The sequence below is a fragment of the Nonomuraea sp. GTA35 genome (assembly GCF_041950525.1).
Classification (GTDB): domain Bacteria; phylum Actinomycetota; class Actinomycetes; order Streptosporangiales; family Streptosporangiaceae; genus Nonomuraea.
Genome location: NZ_JBGNUV010000016.1, coordinates 238,080 through 253,105, shown reverse-complemented (window position 1 = coordinate 253,105; position 15,026 = coordinate 238,080). Strand labels below are relative to the sequence as shown.

8 protein-coding genes and 2 pseudogenes are annotated in these 15,026 nt (G+C 69.9%); 3 read left to right on the top strand and 7 right to left on the bottom strand.

Annotation, left to right across the window (positions count from 1 at the left end; all coding sequences use genetic code 11):
• Positions 1 to 73 precede the first annotated feature (73 nt).
• Complete coding sequence (locus ACBJ32_RS48800) at positions 74 to 1,351, bottom strand: ROK family protein (RefSeq protein ID WP_375132721.1); 1,278 nt, start codon at positions 1,349 to 1,351, stop codon at positions 74 to 76.
• A 329-nt stretch (positions 1,352 to 1,680) separates the two neighbouring features.
• Between ACBJ32_RS48800 and ACBJ32_RS48795 the strand changes: the two genes are divergently transcribed.
• The 3 genes and pseudogenes from ACBJ32_RS48795 to ACBJ32_RS48785 all read left to right on the top strand — a co-directional run.
• The gene (locus ACBJ32_RS48795; protein WP_375132720.1) at positions 1,681 to 2,895 is read left to right on the top strand and encodes an ROK family protein; all 1,215 of its coding nucleotides are present in this window, start codon (positions 1,681 to 1,683) and stop codon (positions 2,893 to 2,895) included.
• A 221-nt stretch (positions 2,896 to 3,116) separates the two neighbouring features.
• A pseudogene (locus ACBJ32_RS48790) lies at positions 3,117 to 3,308 on the top strand (ATP-binding cassette domain-containing protein); the annotation flags it as partial.
• Positions 3,309 to 3,340: 32 nt separating this feature from the next.
• Positions 3,341 to 3,778, top strand: a pseudogene (locus tag ACBJ32_RS48785) (sugar phosphate isomerase/epimerase family protein); the annotation flags it as partial.
• Positions 3,779 to 4,624: 846 nt separating this feature from the next.
• On the opposite strand, the gene ACBJ32_RS48780 reads toward ACBJ32_RS48785, so the two are convergent.
• From ACBJ32_RS48780 to ACBJ32_RS48755, 6 genes are all read right to left on the bottom strand, one after another.
• Entirely contained in the window at positions 4,625 to 9,244 is a 4,620-nt protein-coding gene (locus tag ACBJ32_RS48780) for a ThuA domain-containing protein (protein WP_375132719.1), read from the bottom strand.
• A 94-nt stretch (positions 9,245 to 9,338) separates the two neighbouring features.
• Positions 9,339 to 10,172, bottom strand: coding sequence for a sugar phosphate isomerase/epimerase family protein (locus tag ACBJ32_RS48775; protein WP_375132718.1), 834 nt, complete (start codon positions 10,170 to 10,172; stop codon positions 9,339 to 9,341).
• Positions 10,173 to 10,198: 26 nt separating this feature from the next.
• Positions 10,199 to 11,407, bottom strand: a complete 1,209-nt coding sequence (locus tag ACBJ32_RS48770) for a substrate-binding domain-containing protein (protein WP_375132717.1) — start codon at positions 11,405 to 11,407, stop codon at positions 10,199 to 10,201.
• The gene (locus tag ACBJ32_RS48765) at positions 11,394 to 12,344 is read right to left on the bottom strand and encodes an ABC transporter permease (RefSeq protein WP_375132716.1); all 951 of its coding nucleotides are present in this window, start codon (positions 12,342 to 12,344) and stop codon (positions 11,394 to 11,396) included. The genes ACBJ32_RS48770 and ACBJ32_RS48765 overlap by 14 nt, the downstream gene beginning before the upstream one ends.
• Positions 12,341 to 13,312: an ABC transporter permease gene (locus ACBJ32_RS48760; RefSeq protein ID WP_375132715.1), complete on the bottom strand. Its 972-nt coding sequence runs from the start codon at positions 13,310 to 13,312 to the stop codon at positions 12,341 to 12,343. The genes ACBJ32_RS48765 and ACBJ32_RS48760 overlap by 4 nt, the downstream gene beginning before the upstream one ends.
• Positions 13,309 to 14,745, bottom strand: a complete 1,437-nt coding sequence (locus ACBJ32_RS48755; RefSeq protein WP_375132772.1) for a sugar ABC transporter ATP-binding protein — start codon at positions 14,743 to 14,745, stop codon at positions 13,309 to 13,311. Before ACBJ32_RS48755 ends, ACBJ32_RS48760 begins: the two co-directional genes overlap by 4 nt.
• Between the last annotated feature and the right edge of the window lie 281 nt (positions 14,746 to 15,026).

Below are 15,026 nucleotides of genomic sequence, written 5' to 3'. Positions count from 1 at the left end.
CGCTTGTTGCCACTTGATTCGTAGCGGGTGTTGCGGTTGCTGGAGGGTGCCGTCTCCAGGTTTGCGGGGGCCGTCAGTAGGCTGCCGGCCGGGGTGGGCTTGTGGCCGTGGTCGGGTCCTCGATGATCTGGCTGACCACCATGCTCGCGGCGCCACGGGACGCGGCGCCGAAGCCGAGCGTGGAAGCGACGAACCGGCACTGGGCGGCGGGAGCGGCCACCATGAGCCGTTGCAGCTGATCTTGCGCGTGTGGCAGCAGCCACTCGGCCAGGGAGGCGAAGTAGCCGCCGATGACGATCACTCGCGGGTTGAACAGGTTGGCCACGATCGAGCCGCCGAGCCCGAGCCATTGGCCGACCTGGGCCACCGCCTTCATCATCCGCGCGTCGCCGGAAGCCAGCCCTCGGGCGATGTCGGCCACCCGTTCGCCGGGATCCGGCACCGGTCTGCCAGGCAGCCCGTACGCCTGCTCCGGCATGGCCGCACCGACGAGCGCGGCAAGACCCACCTTGGTCTCGAAACAGCCGGTGCGGCCGCAGCCGCACCGGCCGCCGTTCGGGTCGACAGATAGATGTCCGACTTCGCCGGAAAATCCGTCCGCTCCGAGCAGGAGTTTGCCGCCCGAGATGATCCCGCCGCCGACGCCGACCTCACCGGTGAGGTAGACCAGGTCGGAGGTGCCCGCGGCGACGCCGGAGGTGTATTCGGCCAGGGCTGCGAGATTGGCGTCGTTGTCCACCCGTACCGGCACTTTCAGCGGGCCGAGCACGGAGGTCAGCCGGTCGGCCAGCGGCAGGTTGTGCCAGTAGAGGTTCGGTGCGAACGTCACGACACCGTGGGCCACGTCCACGAGCCCGGGGACGGCCACCGTGATACCGGCCGGGCTCGCTCCGGCCCGGCGCATCGCCTCCACGGCCTCCGTGGCCACGAGTCCGAGCCGGCGTACCGCGCGATCCGGGCCGTTGCCCATCGCGTCGAAGACCACCCGGCGTTCGACCAGGAGGCGGCCGCTGAGGTCGGTGCCGTGGACGGCGATGTAGTCGACGTTGATCTCCATGCCCAGGGCGCCGACGTGCGCGCCGTGCAGCGCCACGGCCCGTCTGGGCCGCCCGATCGTCCCCACGTGCTCGACACCGACCTCCCGCACCAGCCGCCGATCCAGCAGCTCGGCCATGAGGTTGCTGACGGTGGCCCGGTGCAGTCCGGTTGCCGCGGCGATGTCGGCGCGAGACAGAGAGGTGTGGTCGCGCAGCTCGCGCAGCACCGATGAGAGGTTCGCCCTTCGGAGTGCTGCCGAGCCCGCCGGCGGAGGGTCGCCGTTGGAGGTGCGGGTGAGGTGCTCGTACGTCACCCGCGCCACCCACCCTTTGTTTGTCTCCGGGATCAATTAATGAGCGTTGTAACACGGGAATGTCCGGCCATGCACCACCGAATTCAGTAACAAGTTGGCATCGCTGGCCTTCGACCGGCTCAGTCGTCGTTTTCGATGCAGTTATCGAACTGTTATGCAACTTGCAACCGCTTTCCCTCTTGCCTCCCCCGGAGATGACCGCCTTTAATTCGGCGAGCCATACGTACTAATTCCGAAGGAGCGGCGTGCACCCCAGCAGGCCTGACGCCCCAACAGGCGACTCGATGAGCCGGGGCCTGTCCGCGGGAGTTCCCGCGGACCAGACCACCGTGCGACGTTCCAACCTCGCACTGGTGTTGCGTCACGTCAGCGGGCACGGCCCTTGCTCCCGGTCGGCCATCACCGTCGCGACCGGGTTGAACAAGACCACCGTCACCAGCCTGGTGAGCGAGTTGCAGGCACGCGGACTGGTCAAGGAGACGGGACCGCAGCACGCGGGCTCCGTCGGCCGCCCGGGTGTCGCGCTCGTCCTGGACGGTTCGCGGGTCGGCGCCCTGGGCGTGGAGGTCAACGTCGACTACATCGCCGCGATGGCCACCGATCTGGCAGGCAGGGTGCTCATCGACCGGCGCATCGGCTTCGATGCGATGGGGTCCGGCCAGGAACGCTCACTGGACGAGCTGGCCCGCGTGATCGAGAAGACCGTGGCCGATCTCGAACGACTCGGGATCACGCCGGCCGGGATCACCGTGGCCGTCCCCGGCCTGGTCGACACCACCAGCGGCACCGTGGTCGTCGCCCCGAACCTCGGCTGGCGCGGGGTGGCGGTGGCGGAGCGGCTGTCCCACGCCGACATTCCGGGAGACGTCCCCATCGGAGTCGACAACGACGCCAACCTCGCCGCCCTGGCCGAATACACCTCGGGCGTCGCCGCGGGCACCCCCGACCTGGTCTACCTGACCGGTGAGGTCGGCGTCGGCGGCGGCGTCATCTCCGGCGGCCGGCTGCTGGGCGGAGCGGACGGCTTCGCCGGGGAGGTCGGCCACGTCGTGGTCGACCCGTCCGGCGAGGCGTGCCGCTGCGGCCTCACCGGCTGCTGGGAGACCAAGGTCGGGCTGGCCGCGCTGGTGCGCATGGCCACCCCCGACCGCGCGTACGGCATGAGGTCCCGGATCGTCCGCGACCCGGAGGAGCGGCTGGCCGAGATCGAGCAGCGACGCGCCGACGGAGACCCACGGGTCGACGCAGCCATCGCGGAAGTCGGCCGGTGGCTCGGAATCGGCGCGGCCATACTGGTCAACCTCTTCAACCCGCGGGTGATCGTGCTGGGCGGCTACTTCGCCCGGCTCGCCGACCTGATCATCCCCGCCGCCGAGCAGGAGCTGGCACGCCTCGGGATGAGCGGCGCGGCCGGTCGCTGCCGGTTCGCCGCCTCCGACCTCGGCTTCGGCGCCGCCTCACGTGGAGCCGCCGGCGTCGTCGTCGAACGAGCACTGTCCGACCCCGCCAACATCGAGATCCGACATCCCCAGCCATCGAGATGACCGAAAGAAACCGGCCACCCCTAGACCTCCCGTCCGCCTGATCGTCTCGCACGCCTCGGCACACCCCGCCCACACAAGTGCCGCGGCCATGGCGCATGCCCTCAGGCGGGCGGTAACCCCGCCATGCTCTGTCACCCCCGAACGTCCCGCCCCGCCTGACCGGCCGCCGGAGCCGTATCGGCATCGTTCACGCCGACCTCGATGCCGTCCGCGCCGGCGAAGTGCACTGCCTGCTCGGCCAGAACGGCGCCGGCAAGTCCACCCTCATCAAGATCCTGGCCGGGGCCCACCAGCCCGACGAGGGCACCATCACCTTCGCCGGTCAGGAAGCCCGTCTGACCGGCCCCACCGCCGCCATCCGCCTCGGCATCTCCACGATGTACCAGGAGCTCGACCTGGTGGAGGGGCTGAACGTCACCGAGAACATCTTCCTCGGCCACGAGCCGACTACGCCGACCGGTGGAACCCGATCCTCGACGTCTTCGACGAGGTGGGCGTGCGCTTCGCCCACGAGGTGCATCCCAGCGAGATCGCCTACGACCACCACACCACCGTGCGCACCCTGGAGGCCATCGGGGACCGTCCCGCGTTCGGGCTGAACTGGGACCCCTCTCACATGGTGTGGCAGGACCTCGACCCGGCAGGCTTCATTCTCGACTTCGCCGACCGGATCTACCACGTGGACTGCGAGGACGCCAAGGTACGCACCGGTAACGGCCGCCGGGGCCGGCTGTCGTCACACCTGCCCTGGGCCGACCTGCGCCGCGGCTGGGACTTCGTCTCCACCGGCCGGGGCGACGTGCCGTGGGAGGACTGCTTCCGCGAGCTCAACGCCATCACCCCGCCCACCGCCGCCTTCGACGCAGCGTTCTCCGCCGAGTAGCGCAGCTCGCCGGGACGGCGACACCGCCGTCCCGGCGGACCGATCGCCAGAGCACAGCAGCCAGAGGAGAGCAATGAAAACGGGATTATGGCTGATCGGGGCACGAGGATCAGTCGCGGTCACCACGATGATCGGGGCACTGGCGATCCGGGCGCGCCTGGACGAGCCGACCGGATGCGTTCTGGAGTCGCCCGGACTGCGCAGTGACGCCCTGCACCGGCATCGGGGACCTGGTCTTCGGCGGCCACGACATCGTCTCGACGCCTCTGGAGAAGAAGGCGGCCGCGCTGGCCGTGGCGGGAGTGGTCCCCGATCGCGCTCACCGAGCTGGCCTTCTTCTTCAAGGATCCCCTCGGCTCGGTCCCGCACGCGCTGGCCGAGCAGTGGCGGGCGTTGGAAGCCGCCGTCGAGGCGTACGGCACAGGGGGCGCTCCGCGATGATCGCGCCGCGCGACCTGCTGGAGCTGGTCCGCGCCCCGGGCGGCCGGCCGTCCCCTTGGCCGCCGTCGTCCGGGCCTACGACGTGGCCGCCAAGGGGACCCGCGCCGGCCTCCTGACCATGGCGCTCTGCCGTGGCCTGGATGTGCTGCTGGGCGCCCGCGCCGGCGCCGCGTTTTTCAGGGGAGAGGGGGAAGCGCGGGTGCGATGTCCACGCCTTCCCCGCCGAGATCGGGAGCGCGCACCACGGGGTAGGGCGAGACCCGCCCCTTCGCGCGGGCGGGAGGTCGCGCCCATCGGGGAACAGCTCGCCCCTTCGCCGACCGGCCGCTCCCTCGATGACGGGCACGCCCGTGCCGCCGCCCCGCCGTGTGGTGGGGCGGCGGCCCAGGAGGGCATTCGGTTGTCTCAGCCGCCGATGACCGAGATCACCTTGTCAGCGTCGCGGATGAGCACCTGACGTACGTCGGCGCGCGGGACGAGCGTCCCGTCCGCGACGAGTTTCTTGAATTCACCGAGGAGCCGCACCGCCCGGTCGTCTTTACCGGAGGTCTCGGCCTTGCGGGCCTGGGTGAGCTTCCTCATCAGCTTGCCGTGCGCGGCCGGTGGCAGCCAGCTGGTGGCCCGGAACCGGTCGAGCAGGTTCTGCATGTCCCGCAGCGAGGTGGTGACACCGAATCGTACCGACGTGGTCACCGCGTTGCCGGCGTTGTCCGTTGACGTGACCGCGACCGTGTGCGTGGCCAGTGTCTGGGTGAACAGCGGCAGCACCGAACCCGACGTGTGCGGGGCGCCGTCGAGGGTGCCGGTCGTGTTGTTGACGCCTGAGGTGACGTCCACGGCCTCCCAGGTGATCACCGCGTCCTGGGCGTCGCCGTACACCTCGCCGTCGGCCACGCCGGACACCAGCAGGATGGGCTTGGTGGCGTCGATCTTCAACACCGCGGCCTTCTCCTCCTCGACGTTGCCCGCCGCGTCGGTTGTGCGGTAGCGCAGCTCGTGCTCGCCGTCGCCGTCGACCACCACGGGCGTCCCGGCGTAGGCCGTCCAGCCGCCACCGTCGAGCGAGTACTCGACGAGTTCGACACCGGAGTGGGCGTCCTGCGCGGTCAGCTCGACGGGGACCGAGTTCTTGCTCCATCCTTTCTCGTTGGGCGGAGCGAACGACGCGGCGGTCCGCGGCGCGCTCGTGTCGATCTTGAGTGTGAGCGAGCGGGCCTGCTCGACGTTGCCCGCGCCGTCCCGTGAGCGGTATTCGAGGGTGTGCGCCCCGTCGCCGCTGATCGTGAACGGCGTGCTGTAGGCGGTCCAGGCGCCGCCGTCGATCCGGTATTCGGTGGCGGCCACGCCGGAGCCGCCCTCCTCGTCGGAGGCGGTCAGGATGATCTCGACCGGAGCGGCGCTGTACCAGCTCTCCTCGCCGTTCGGCTCGGCCGGGTTCTGCTTCGCCGTGGTGGTCGGCGCGGTCTGGTCGGCGGGGCCACCACCGGCCTTGGTGAGGCGGAAGGTCTGGTTGGGTGCGAGCGTGCAGTTCCACTGGATCACCGCGGCGCCGTCATCCTGGGAGACGCCGAAGACGTCGACGCACAGTCCGGTCTTGGCCGAGACGATCTGGAAGAGGCCGTCGCCGGCCGGGACCAGGGTGAAGTACTGGTTGGGTGCGTCGGCACTGCCGGCGGCGTGGCAGGTCCACTGAACGAGCTGGGTGCCGGGGGTGGTCGTGCCACCCGGGACGTCCGCGCACTTGCCGCTGCCGGCGTTCTTGAGCTGGTAACCGCCGGGCGCGGGTATGACTTCCCACCGCTGGATGGGGTCGTCGGTGGCGCCCATCTGGACGAGCTTGGCGTCGTCCGCCGTTGACGCGTCCTGCGTGGTCACGTTCTTGCCGCTGTGCTGGGCGGTGACCGTGTAGAGGCCCGGCTCGATCACGGGAGGCGGAGCCGCGCTCACGAACTGAACGGCGTCCAGGTCGAAGGCGTTGTTGACGGAGTTCTTGAACACCACGTAGAGCGTCGAGGTGGCCGCGTCCGCCGCCACTGGGACGGTCTGGGTCTGCTGGTAGTTGTTCCAGCCCCCAGTACTGGGGACCGTGGTGCCGGCCAGCAGCCGGCCGGTGGGAGACTCGGCGCGCAGCTCGATCGTCCCGCCGCCGGTGGGACTGGACAGCCGGTAGTTCACGCCCTTGACGGCGTGCAGGTTCATCGGGGTGAACGAGATCCAGTCGTTGTTGCTGATGTCGCCGATGCGCTTGCCGCTCTCGGCGCCCGGCTCGTCGATGACGCGTACGCCCGCCTGGGCGGTGAAGAACTCGGCCTGCTTGCGCATGGGCTGGAGGATCGCCTTGGCGCGGCCGGTGAGCGGCATCTCCTGGGAACCGTCGGTGTAATGGGCGTTGAGCACGTAGAACAGGTTGGCGCCGTCGGGGTGGCCGCCGAGGTCGCCGGTGTTGACGACGCCCTCGCATCCGGGGAGCTCGACGGTCTCGTGCTCGTGGTCGTCATGGCCGAGCGCCGGGTTGACGAACACCTTGGCGCAGTCGATCTCGCCGTCCTCGGGGTCGGTGACCTTGATCTTGTACGGGACGTCCTGGCCGAACTGGATCGGCGAGCCGTTCAGCGGGGTCTCGATGGTCACCGTGGGCCGGCTGTTGCCCGCGGTGATCTCGATGTTGGCGAAGCCCTCCTTGCCGGTGCTGTCGCTCACCTTGAGCTGAGCGGTGAACCGGCCCACCGTCCGGTACACGTGGGCGGCCTTGGCCTGGGTGGAGTCGACGGTGCCGTCGCCGTCGAAGTCCCAGGCGTAGGTAAGGGGGTCGCCGTCGGGGTCGTAGCTGCCGGAGGCGTCGAACTCGACGGTCAGCGGGACGGCGCCGTCGGCCCGCGAGGAGGTGGCCTTGGCCACCGGCGAGCGGGCGCCGGCCGCGTAGTCGATCCGGTAGAGGCCGGAGTCGTTGTTGCCGCCGCCGAAGTCGGTGCCCCACTCCAGCAGGTACATCGCGCCGTCCGGGCCGAAGGTCATGTCCATCGGCTTGAGGAACGGGGTGTTGCCCAGGAAGCTGTTGATCTTGAGGACCTGGTCGTCGGAGTCGAGGTGGATCTCCTTGACGTAGTGGCGCGACCATTCGTAGAAGAAGTTCACGCCGTCGAAGTAGGGCGGGAACTTGGTCTCCGACGGGTTGTCGGCGTTGTAGCGGTATACGGGGCCGCTCATCGGTGCCGAGCCGCCCGAGCCGAGCTCGGGGAAGGCGGGGGAGGTGCCGTAGCCGTACCACATGATCGGCTTGTCGATCGGCGGCAGTTCGGTGAGGCCGGTGTTGTTCGGCGACTCGTTGACGGGGGCGGCGCAGTCGAACTTGGCGCCGACCTCCTTGGAGTCGGGGTTGTACGGCGCGTACGGCTGGTTGTCACCGTGGCAGAACGGCCACCCGAAGTTGCCGGCCTTCTTGATGACGTTGTACTCCACCAGCCCCTCGGGACCCCGGTCGGTGGTGGCGCCACCCCGGTCCGGGCCGTAGTCGGACACGTGCAGGTAACCGGTCTTGGCGTCGACGGTGAACCTGAAGGGGTTGCGGAAGCCCATGGCGTAGATCTCGGGGCGGGTCTTGGCGGTGCCCGGCGGGAACAGGTTGCCCTCGGGGATGTCGTAGCCGCCGTCGGCTTTCGGCTTGATCCGCAGGATCTTGCCGCGCAGGTCGTTGGTGTTGCCCGCGGTACGGGCGGCGTCCAGCATCTGCTGGCCGGGACGCCAGTCGAGCGGCGCGTACCCCTGCCAGTCGGGCGACAGGTTCGGCGGCACGTCGTCGCCGACGCTCAGGTAGAGGCTGCCGTCGGGCCCGAACTCGACCGCGCCGCCGGTGTGTCCGGGCTCGGGGTAGGTCCGGGCGCGATAGGCGGGGATTTCGATGATTTTCTTCTCGGTGCTCAGGTCGATGGTGTCCCCTTGCACGGTGAACCGGGACAGCCGGTTGACGTCTTCGGCGCTGCCAGACGGCGACCAGTACACATAGATCCACCCGTTCTGGGCGAAGTCCGGGTCCAGCTCCATGCCGACCAGGCCGTCCTCGCCGCCGGTGTAGACGTCGAGGGTGGCGGCGGTGACGGTCAGGTGGGTGTCGGGCTTGTAGATCTTCACCTCGCCCTGGCGCTGGACGTAGAACACGCGGCCGTCGGGAGCGACGTCCAGTTCCATCGGGTTGCTGGTGTTGTCGTCGAGGGTGACCTTCTCGAAGCTGCTCCACACGGTGCCGCCGCAATCGCCCGGCTGGGCGCCCGCCGCCCACTCGACGCCGCCGAGGACGTGCTCGCGAAACTCCGGCTCGGCGTACGCGCTCGCCTCGTGTCCCATGGCGGTGGCCCACACCCGAGCGCTCTCGGCCTGGCGGCACCAGGAGATCGGGTGGTCCGGCCCCATGGCCGAGGAGCCGGGGTTGTAGGTCGTCTCGTCCGCGGCGACCAGGACGTGCACGTTGCCGCGCGGGTTCGGCGCGAAGTTGTACCACTCCTCCGCCCGTTGCCACCGCCGCGGGAGGTTCTTGGTGGAGGGGTGCACCCGGTCGACGACCTTGGCCAGCCCTTGGAGGGTGCCCGGCGAGTGCGCCGGCATGTGGGCGCCACCGTTGATCAGCTCGTCCCACCAGGGGAATTCGTTCTCGACGCCCATGTCGAGCGCGTTGTGGATGGCCACGACGCCCTTGCGTGATCGGACGAACCTCTGCAACGCCTGCCGCTGGGCGTCGTTCTCCCAGACCATGCCGGAGTTCTGCAGCATGATCAGGACGTCGAACCCGGCCAGGTCGGTGTCGTTGAACACCGAGGAGTCGGCGCTCTGCACCACCTCGAAGGCGTGGGCGGCGGCCAGCTCGTTCACCATCTGGATGCCGGCCGGGATGGAGTCGTGCACGTACCCCACTGCTTTGGTGAACAGCAGGGCGCGGAACCCGTGGAGGGCCGTGCCGGTCGCCAGGGCGGGAGGAGGCGACAGCACCAGTAACAACGCGGGGAGTAAGAGGGCAGCGAGAAATCGTCGCATGGCGAATCTCCGGGGGGCGGGGATGTCTCAAGGCGAGGCGTGCACGGAACTCTGCTGGGAAGCGCGCGTCCGTTGGGGCGCGCGCCGGCGTGCGTCAGAGGATGCGCAGGTGGGCGAGGCCGTCCACGGCGAGCGCGTCCTGGCTTTCCGCGAGGGGCCGCCAGATGGAGGCCGCGGTGGCGATGGTCTGGTTGTGCGCGGTGAAGGACTCGATGACGAGCGGGCCCGTGTAGCCGGCCTCCTGCAGGGCCCGGGTGAAGGCGGGCCAGTCGAAGCGGTCGGCCCCCGGCGTGCCGCGGTCGGTGCCGCACACCTGCACGTGCGCGAGGCGGCCCGCCGCGGCCCGTACCGCCTGGGCGGGGTCCTTCTCCTCGATGTTCAGATGGTAGACGTCGAGTGCCAGGTGGCAGTCCTCGGGCAGCGCGTCGAGCGCCTGCTCGACGGTGTTGAGGAGGCTGGTCTCGTACCGGTTGAGCGGCTCGACCGCGAGCTTCACCCCGCGCTCGGCCGCGTGGTCCAGGACGGGCCGCAGGTTCTCGCGCAGCTCGGCGTAGGCCGCCCGGCGTTCGTCCGGCGAGAGCCGCCAGGTACGGCCGACCGAGGCGTACGCAGGCCCTGCGATCACCGGGGAGCCGACGGTCACCGCCACGTCGACGCAGTGCCGCAGGTAGTCCTGGGTGGCGCGGACGGTCTGCGGTGAGGCGGCCACGAGCTCGCGCCCCGGCGGCATGACCAGCACCACGGAGGCGGCCAGCCCGTGCTCGGCCAGCAGCGCCGCGGCCTTGTCCGGATCCCAGTCGCCGGGCTGCTCGACGGGCAGCTCGATGACGTCGAAGCCCCAGCCGGCGACGCGGGGCGCGAGCCGCGCCAGGTCGTCGTCGGTCAGCGGGGAGACCCAGACCCAGGTGTTCACTCCGATGGAGAACATGGCTCCCTCTTCGTCGTCGTCTCGGCTCAGCTCTTCTTTCCGCCCCAGTTCTCCGGGAACCCGGGCAGGTCTTCGCAGCCGCACAGGGCGTAGTGCAGGGGCGGCATGTTCGGCTGGAGGTAGGTGGGCAGCGTCTCCCCGGTGATCTTGGGCTGGGGCAGGTTCCAGACCTTCGGCACCTCCTCGCCCTTGAGGATCTTCAGGGCGGCGATGATCGGGGTGCGCCACTGGTAGGTCGGGTACGTGGGCGCGACGGCGGTGAGGCTCTTGTCCTTCCACTTCTGCAGGAAGTCCTGCTGGTCCTCGCCGTTGATCGGCGGCACCGGCAGGCCGGCGTCCTCGAACGCCTCGACGGCGGCCACCGCCGTGGCGCCCGCGTCCATCCAGACGCCGTCGATCTTGCCGTGCCGCTGGATGTAGTCGTTGACGATGCTCTTGGTCTTGGCGGCGTCGCCGTCGGTGAACTCCACGCCCACGACCTGGAGCCGGCTGTTGTCGAAGACCACCTTCGCGGCCGACCACCGGGTCTCCAGCACGTCCACGCCGGGCAGGATGCGCAGAGCCAGCACCTTGCCGCCCGCCGGCACCTTCTCGGCCAGGAACTCGGCGGCGTCGGCGCCGAAGGCGTAGCCGCCGATGGGCTTGATGAACGTCACCGGGCAGTCGGTCTCCACGCCCCGGTCGAAGACGATGACGGGCACCTTCCCGCAGGCGGCCGTCACGGCGGGGGTGAGCGTCGCCGTGGTGTTCGGCGAGACGATCAGCGCGTCGCAGCCCTTGGCCTGCAGCTCGGCGATGTCGGAGATCTGCTTGTCGTCCTTGCCCTCGGCGTCCAGGGCGGTGAACTTCGCGACCTCCTTGTGCAGGCCGACCTCGGCCTGCATCGTCTTCCACCCGACCTGGCGCCAGGGGTTGTTGACCGCCGCGTTGGAGAAGCACAGGTGGTACGGCCCGTCCTTCTTGAACGTCTTGGTGTCGGTCATCTGAGGGGCGATGGCCTGCTCCCAAGGCTTGCCGTCGGGGCCCTGCGGGGTCTGCGACCGCATGGCCAGCTGGGCGTCGAAGTCCGCCTGGACGAAGAACTTCGACTGCGCGCCCGTGCCCGAACCCTGGCCGGTCTGGGCGGCGCTCGTGGCGGGCGCGCTGCTGCTCTGGGCGGCGGGCGGCTTGTCGGTGGTGCAGCCCGCGAGGGCGAGCGCGGCGAACACGGCAACGGTGGCCTTACGACGCGGCATGTGCGTCTCCTTTTCGGGGGGTGAGCTTCCAGGAAAGCCGGATGGTTCCTGCCGCGACCGCGGCGATGATGATGACGCCCTGCACGGTGAACTCCAGCGCCCCCGAGATCCCGTACAGGTTGAGCAGGGTGAACAGCGCCTCCAGCGTGAAGGCCCCGGCCATGGCGGCGAGCGCGGAACCGCGGCCGCCGCCGAGCACCACGCCGCCGAGGACGACCGCGGTGATGGCGGAGAACTCCAGCCCCTGACCGACCTGGGCGGAGACGCCGGCGAAACCGCCGAGCAGGATCGCCGTGACGGCCGCGGACAGGCCGGAGAGCATGAAGGCGAAGATCTTGACCCGGTCGACCCGCACCCCGGACAGCGCCGCGGCGCGCTCGTTGTCGCCGGCGGCCATCAGCGTCCTGCCGAAGTCGGCGCGCATGAGCCAGATCGCCGCCGCGCCGATCGCAAGGAGGATCAGCGCTGACCACGGCACTGGTCCGAGCCCGCCGCGGCCGAAGGCGCGAAAGCCCTCCGACAGCGCGCCGCGCGGCGCGCCGCCGGTCCAGAGAAAGACCGCACCGGACAGGACGAGCAGCATGCCGAGCGTCACGATGAACGACGGCACCCGCAGCTTGGTGGTGAGCACGCCGTTGACGAGGCCGACGAGCAGCCCGATGACGATCAGCAGGGCGAGCACCGGCCAGGTGGCGGACTCGTCGCCGTCGATGAGCCGGGCGGCGATCACCACCTCGGCCGTCACCAGCGAGCCGACCGACAGGTCGAACTCGCCGGAGACGACGACGAAATACTGTCCCGCGGCGAGGATCACCAGCGGCGCGGCCCGCTTGAGGAACGCCAGGAACCCGGCGGGCTCCAGGAAGTAGGGATTGACGAAGGCGATCGCGGCCAGCAGCACCACGAGGACCGCCAGGATGGGAAGTGCCCGCTTCATGCCGACCGTCCCTTGATACGTCGGGCGTAGACGGCCACCGCGATGACGATGACCACGCCGCGGACCACGTCCTTGACGAAGGAGTTGATCTCGAGCTGGTTGAACAGGGTGTCCAGGACGGCCAGCAGCAGGACCCCGCCCACGGTCCCGGCCACGCCGCCCCTGCCGCCGGCCAGCGCGGTGCCGCCGAGCACGACCGCGGCGATGGACTCCAGGTCGTAGCCGCCGTCGGTGCCCACCGTGGGCGCCCCGGCACCGAGCCGGCTGGCCAGCAGCAGGCCCGCGATGCCGGCGCAGACGGAGCACAGCACATGGGTGATCACGACGACCCGGCCGGTACGGATTCCGGACAGCCTGGCGACCTCCTCGTTCCCGCCGACCGCGTAGATCCGGTAGCCCAGCCGGGTCCTGCTCAGCAGGAACCAGGCCACGACGGCCACGCCCGCCCAGAGCAGGGCGGAGACGGGGACCGGCCCGATTCTGGAATATCCGAGGACCTGGAACGACTCGGGCACCTTGCCTGCGGGTCCGTCGTACAGGTGGTCGACGATGCCCCTGATGATCAGGGCGACGCCGAGCGTGGCGATGAAGGCGTGGACCCGGAGCCTGGTGATGACCAGCCCGTTGACCAGCCCCACCAGCGCGCTGACGGCCAGCACCGCGGCGACCGCCGGCCCGATGTTCCCGTCCCGGCCCGCCATGATCTCCGCCGCGACCAGCGAGCTCAGGCTGATCAGGTACGCCACGGACAGGTCGAGCGACCCGGCCAGGATCGCCAGCGTCTGCCCGATCGCCACGATGCCGAGGGCCGCGGAACGCTGCTGGATCCCGACGACGCTCTCCATGGTCAGGAACTGGCCGCCGTCGAGCGCGACGAGGACCCAGCCGAGCGCAACCAGGCCGAGCAGCGCGAGGAACACCACCTGGGTGGGCTCCCGCAGCCGCGCCGCTACCGGGACGCCGTTCATGACACCACCGCCTCCGCCGCGGCCAGCCGCATGATGGCCTCCTCCGATGGGCCGGCGGGCAACGTGCCGGCGATCCGGCCGTCGCGCAGGACCACGATGCGATCGCTCATGCCGATGAGCTCGGGCAACTCGGAAGAGATCATCATGATGGCCATGCCGCCGTCCGCCAGCTCGCGCATGAGGTCATGGATGGCGGCCTTGGCCCCCACATCGACGCCCCGGGTCGGTTCGTCGAACAGCATTACGCGCGGCACCATCGTCATCCATTTGGCCAGCACGACCTTCTGCTGGTTGCCGCCGGACAGGTAGCGGACCTCCTGGTCCTGGCGCGGTGGCGAGAGACGTACGCGTTCGAGCAGGTCGCGGACGCCGTTGCGGCCCTTGCCGCCCACCGCGCGGGCGACGAGCAGCGCGTTGTCACGTACCGACTGGCGCAGGGCGAGCCCTTCGGCCTTGCGGTCCTCGGTCACGAGCCCGATGCCCAGGGCCACGCCTTCGCGTACCGACCGGGGGCGCGACGGCGTCATCTCGCCTTCCGTGAACGGCTCCGCGCCGAAGATCGCCTTGGCCAGTTCGGACCTGCCGGAGCCCTGCAGGCCCGCGATGCCGACGATCTCCCCGGCACGCAGCTCCAGATCGATGCCATGGAGCTTGTGGTTGCCCGCTCCGCGCAGGCTGAGCCGGGTCTCGCCGACGCCCGAGGAGCGGGGCGGGAAGTAGGTGCCGAGGTCGCGGCCGACCATCAGGCGGATCAGCTCGTCGGAGGTGACCTCCGCGATCGGGCGGGTGGTGACGAGGGAGCCGTCCTTGAGCACGGTGACCCGGTCGGCGAGGTCGAACACCTCTCGTAATCGGTGGGAGATGTAGAGCACCGCGACGCCGCGCTCGCGTAATCGCCCGATCAGCCGGTAGAGCAGTTCGACCTCGTGCTCGGCGAGGGCGGCGCTGGGCTCGTCCATGACGACGAGCCGGGCGTTCACCGACAGCGCCTTGACGATCTCGACCACCTGCTGCTGCGCCACCGACAACCGCTTGACGGCGTCGCGCGGGCCGAAGGAGCCTTCGCCGAGTTCGTCGAGGAGCCGTGCGGTGGCCTGCTCCATCGCCGCCCGGTCGACCAGGCCGCGCCTGACGGGCTCGCGCCCGAGGAAGACGTTCTCGGCGACGGTGCGCTCGGGCAGCAGGTTGAACTCCTGGTAGATGATCGCGATGCCGGAGCGCTGCGCGTCGAGCGGATGGCCGAAGGAGACCGGCCGGCCGTCGATCTCGATCGTGCCCTCGTCCGGCGGGTGCACTCCGCAGATGATCTTCATGAGGGTGGACTTGCCGGCGCCGTTCTCGCCGACGACGGCGTGCACCTCGCCGGCGGCCACGTCGAGATCGATCCCGGACAGTACCCGTACTCCCAGGAAGCTCTTGCCGATGCCGCGCATGCTCAGCACTCGGTCCACCTCCGGCTCGCCGCCACGCGGAGACCGGTCTGATGAGACTTCTCGGGGGGCGACACGGCTGACCGGAGGCAGGTCGCACCGGCTGACCGCGGGGTCCGGGCATGCGCCAGGCCCATGAAACCTGTCCCGAGGGTGCTCATCCTTCGGCCATCGGGCGGTTTCTGGCTTATGTCCCTCATATTGCCGGATGCTAAAGGCGCCTTATGTCGATGGTCAAGCAAAACTGGCGGGTAGTGACGGCATAATTATGATGTGATCGAAAA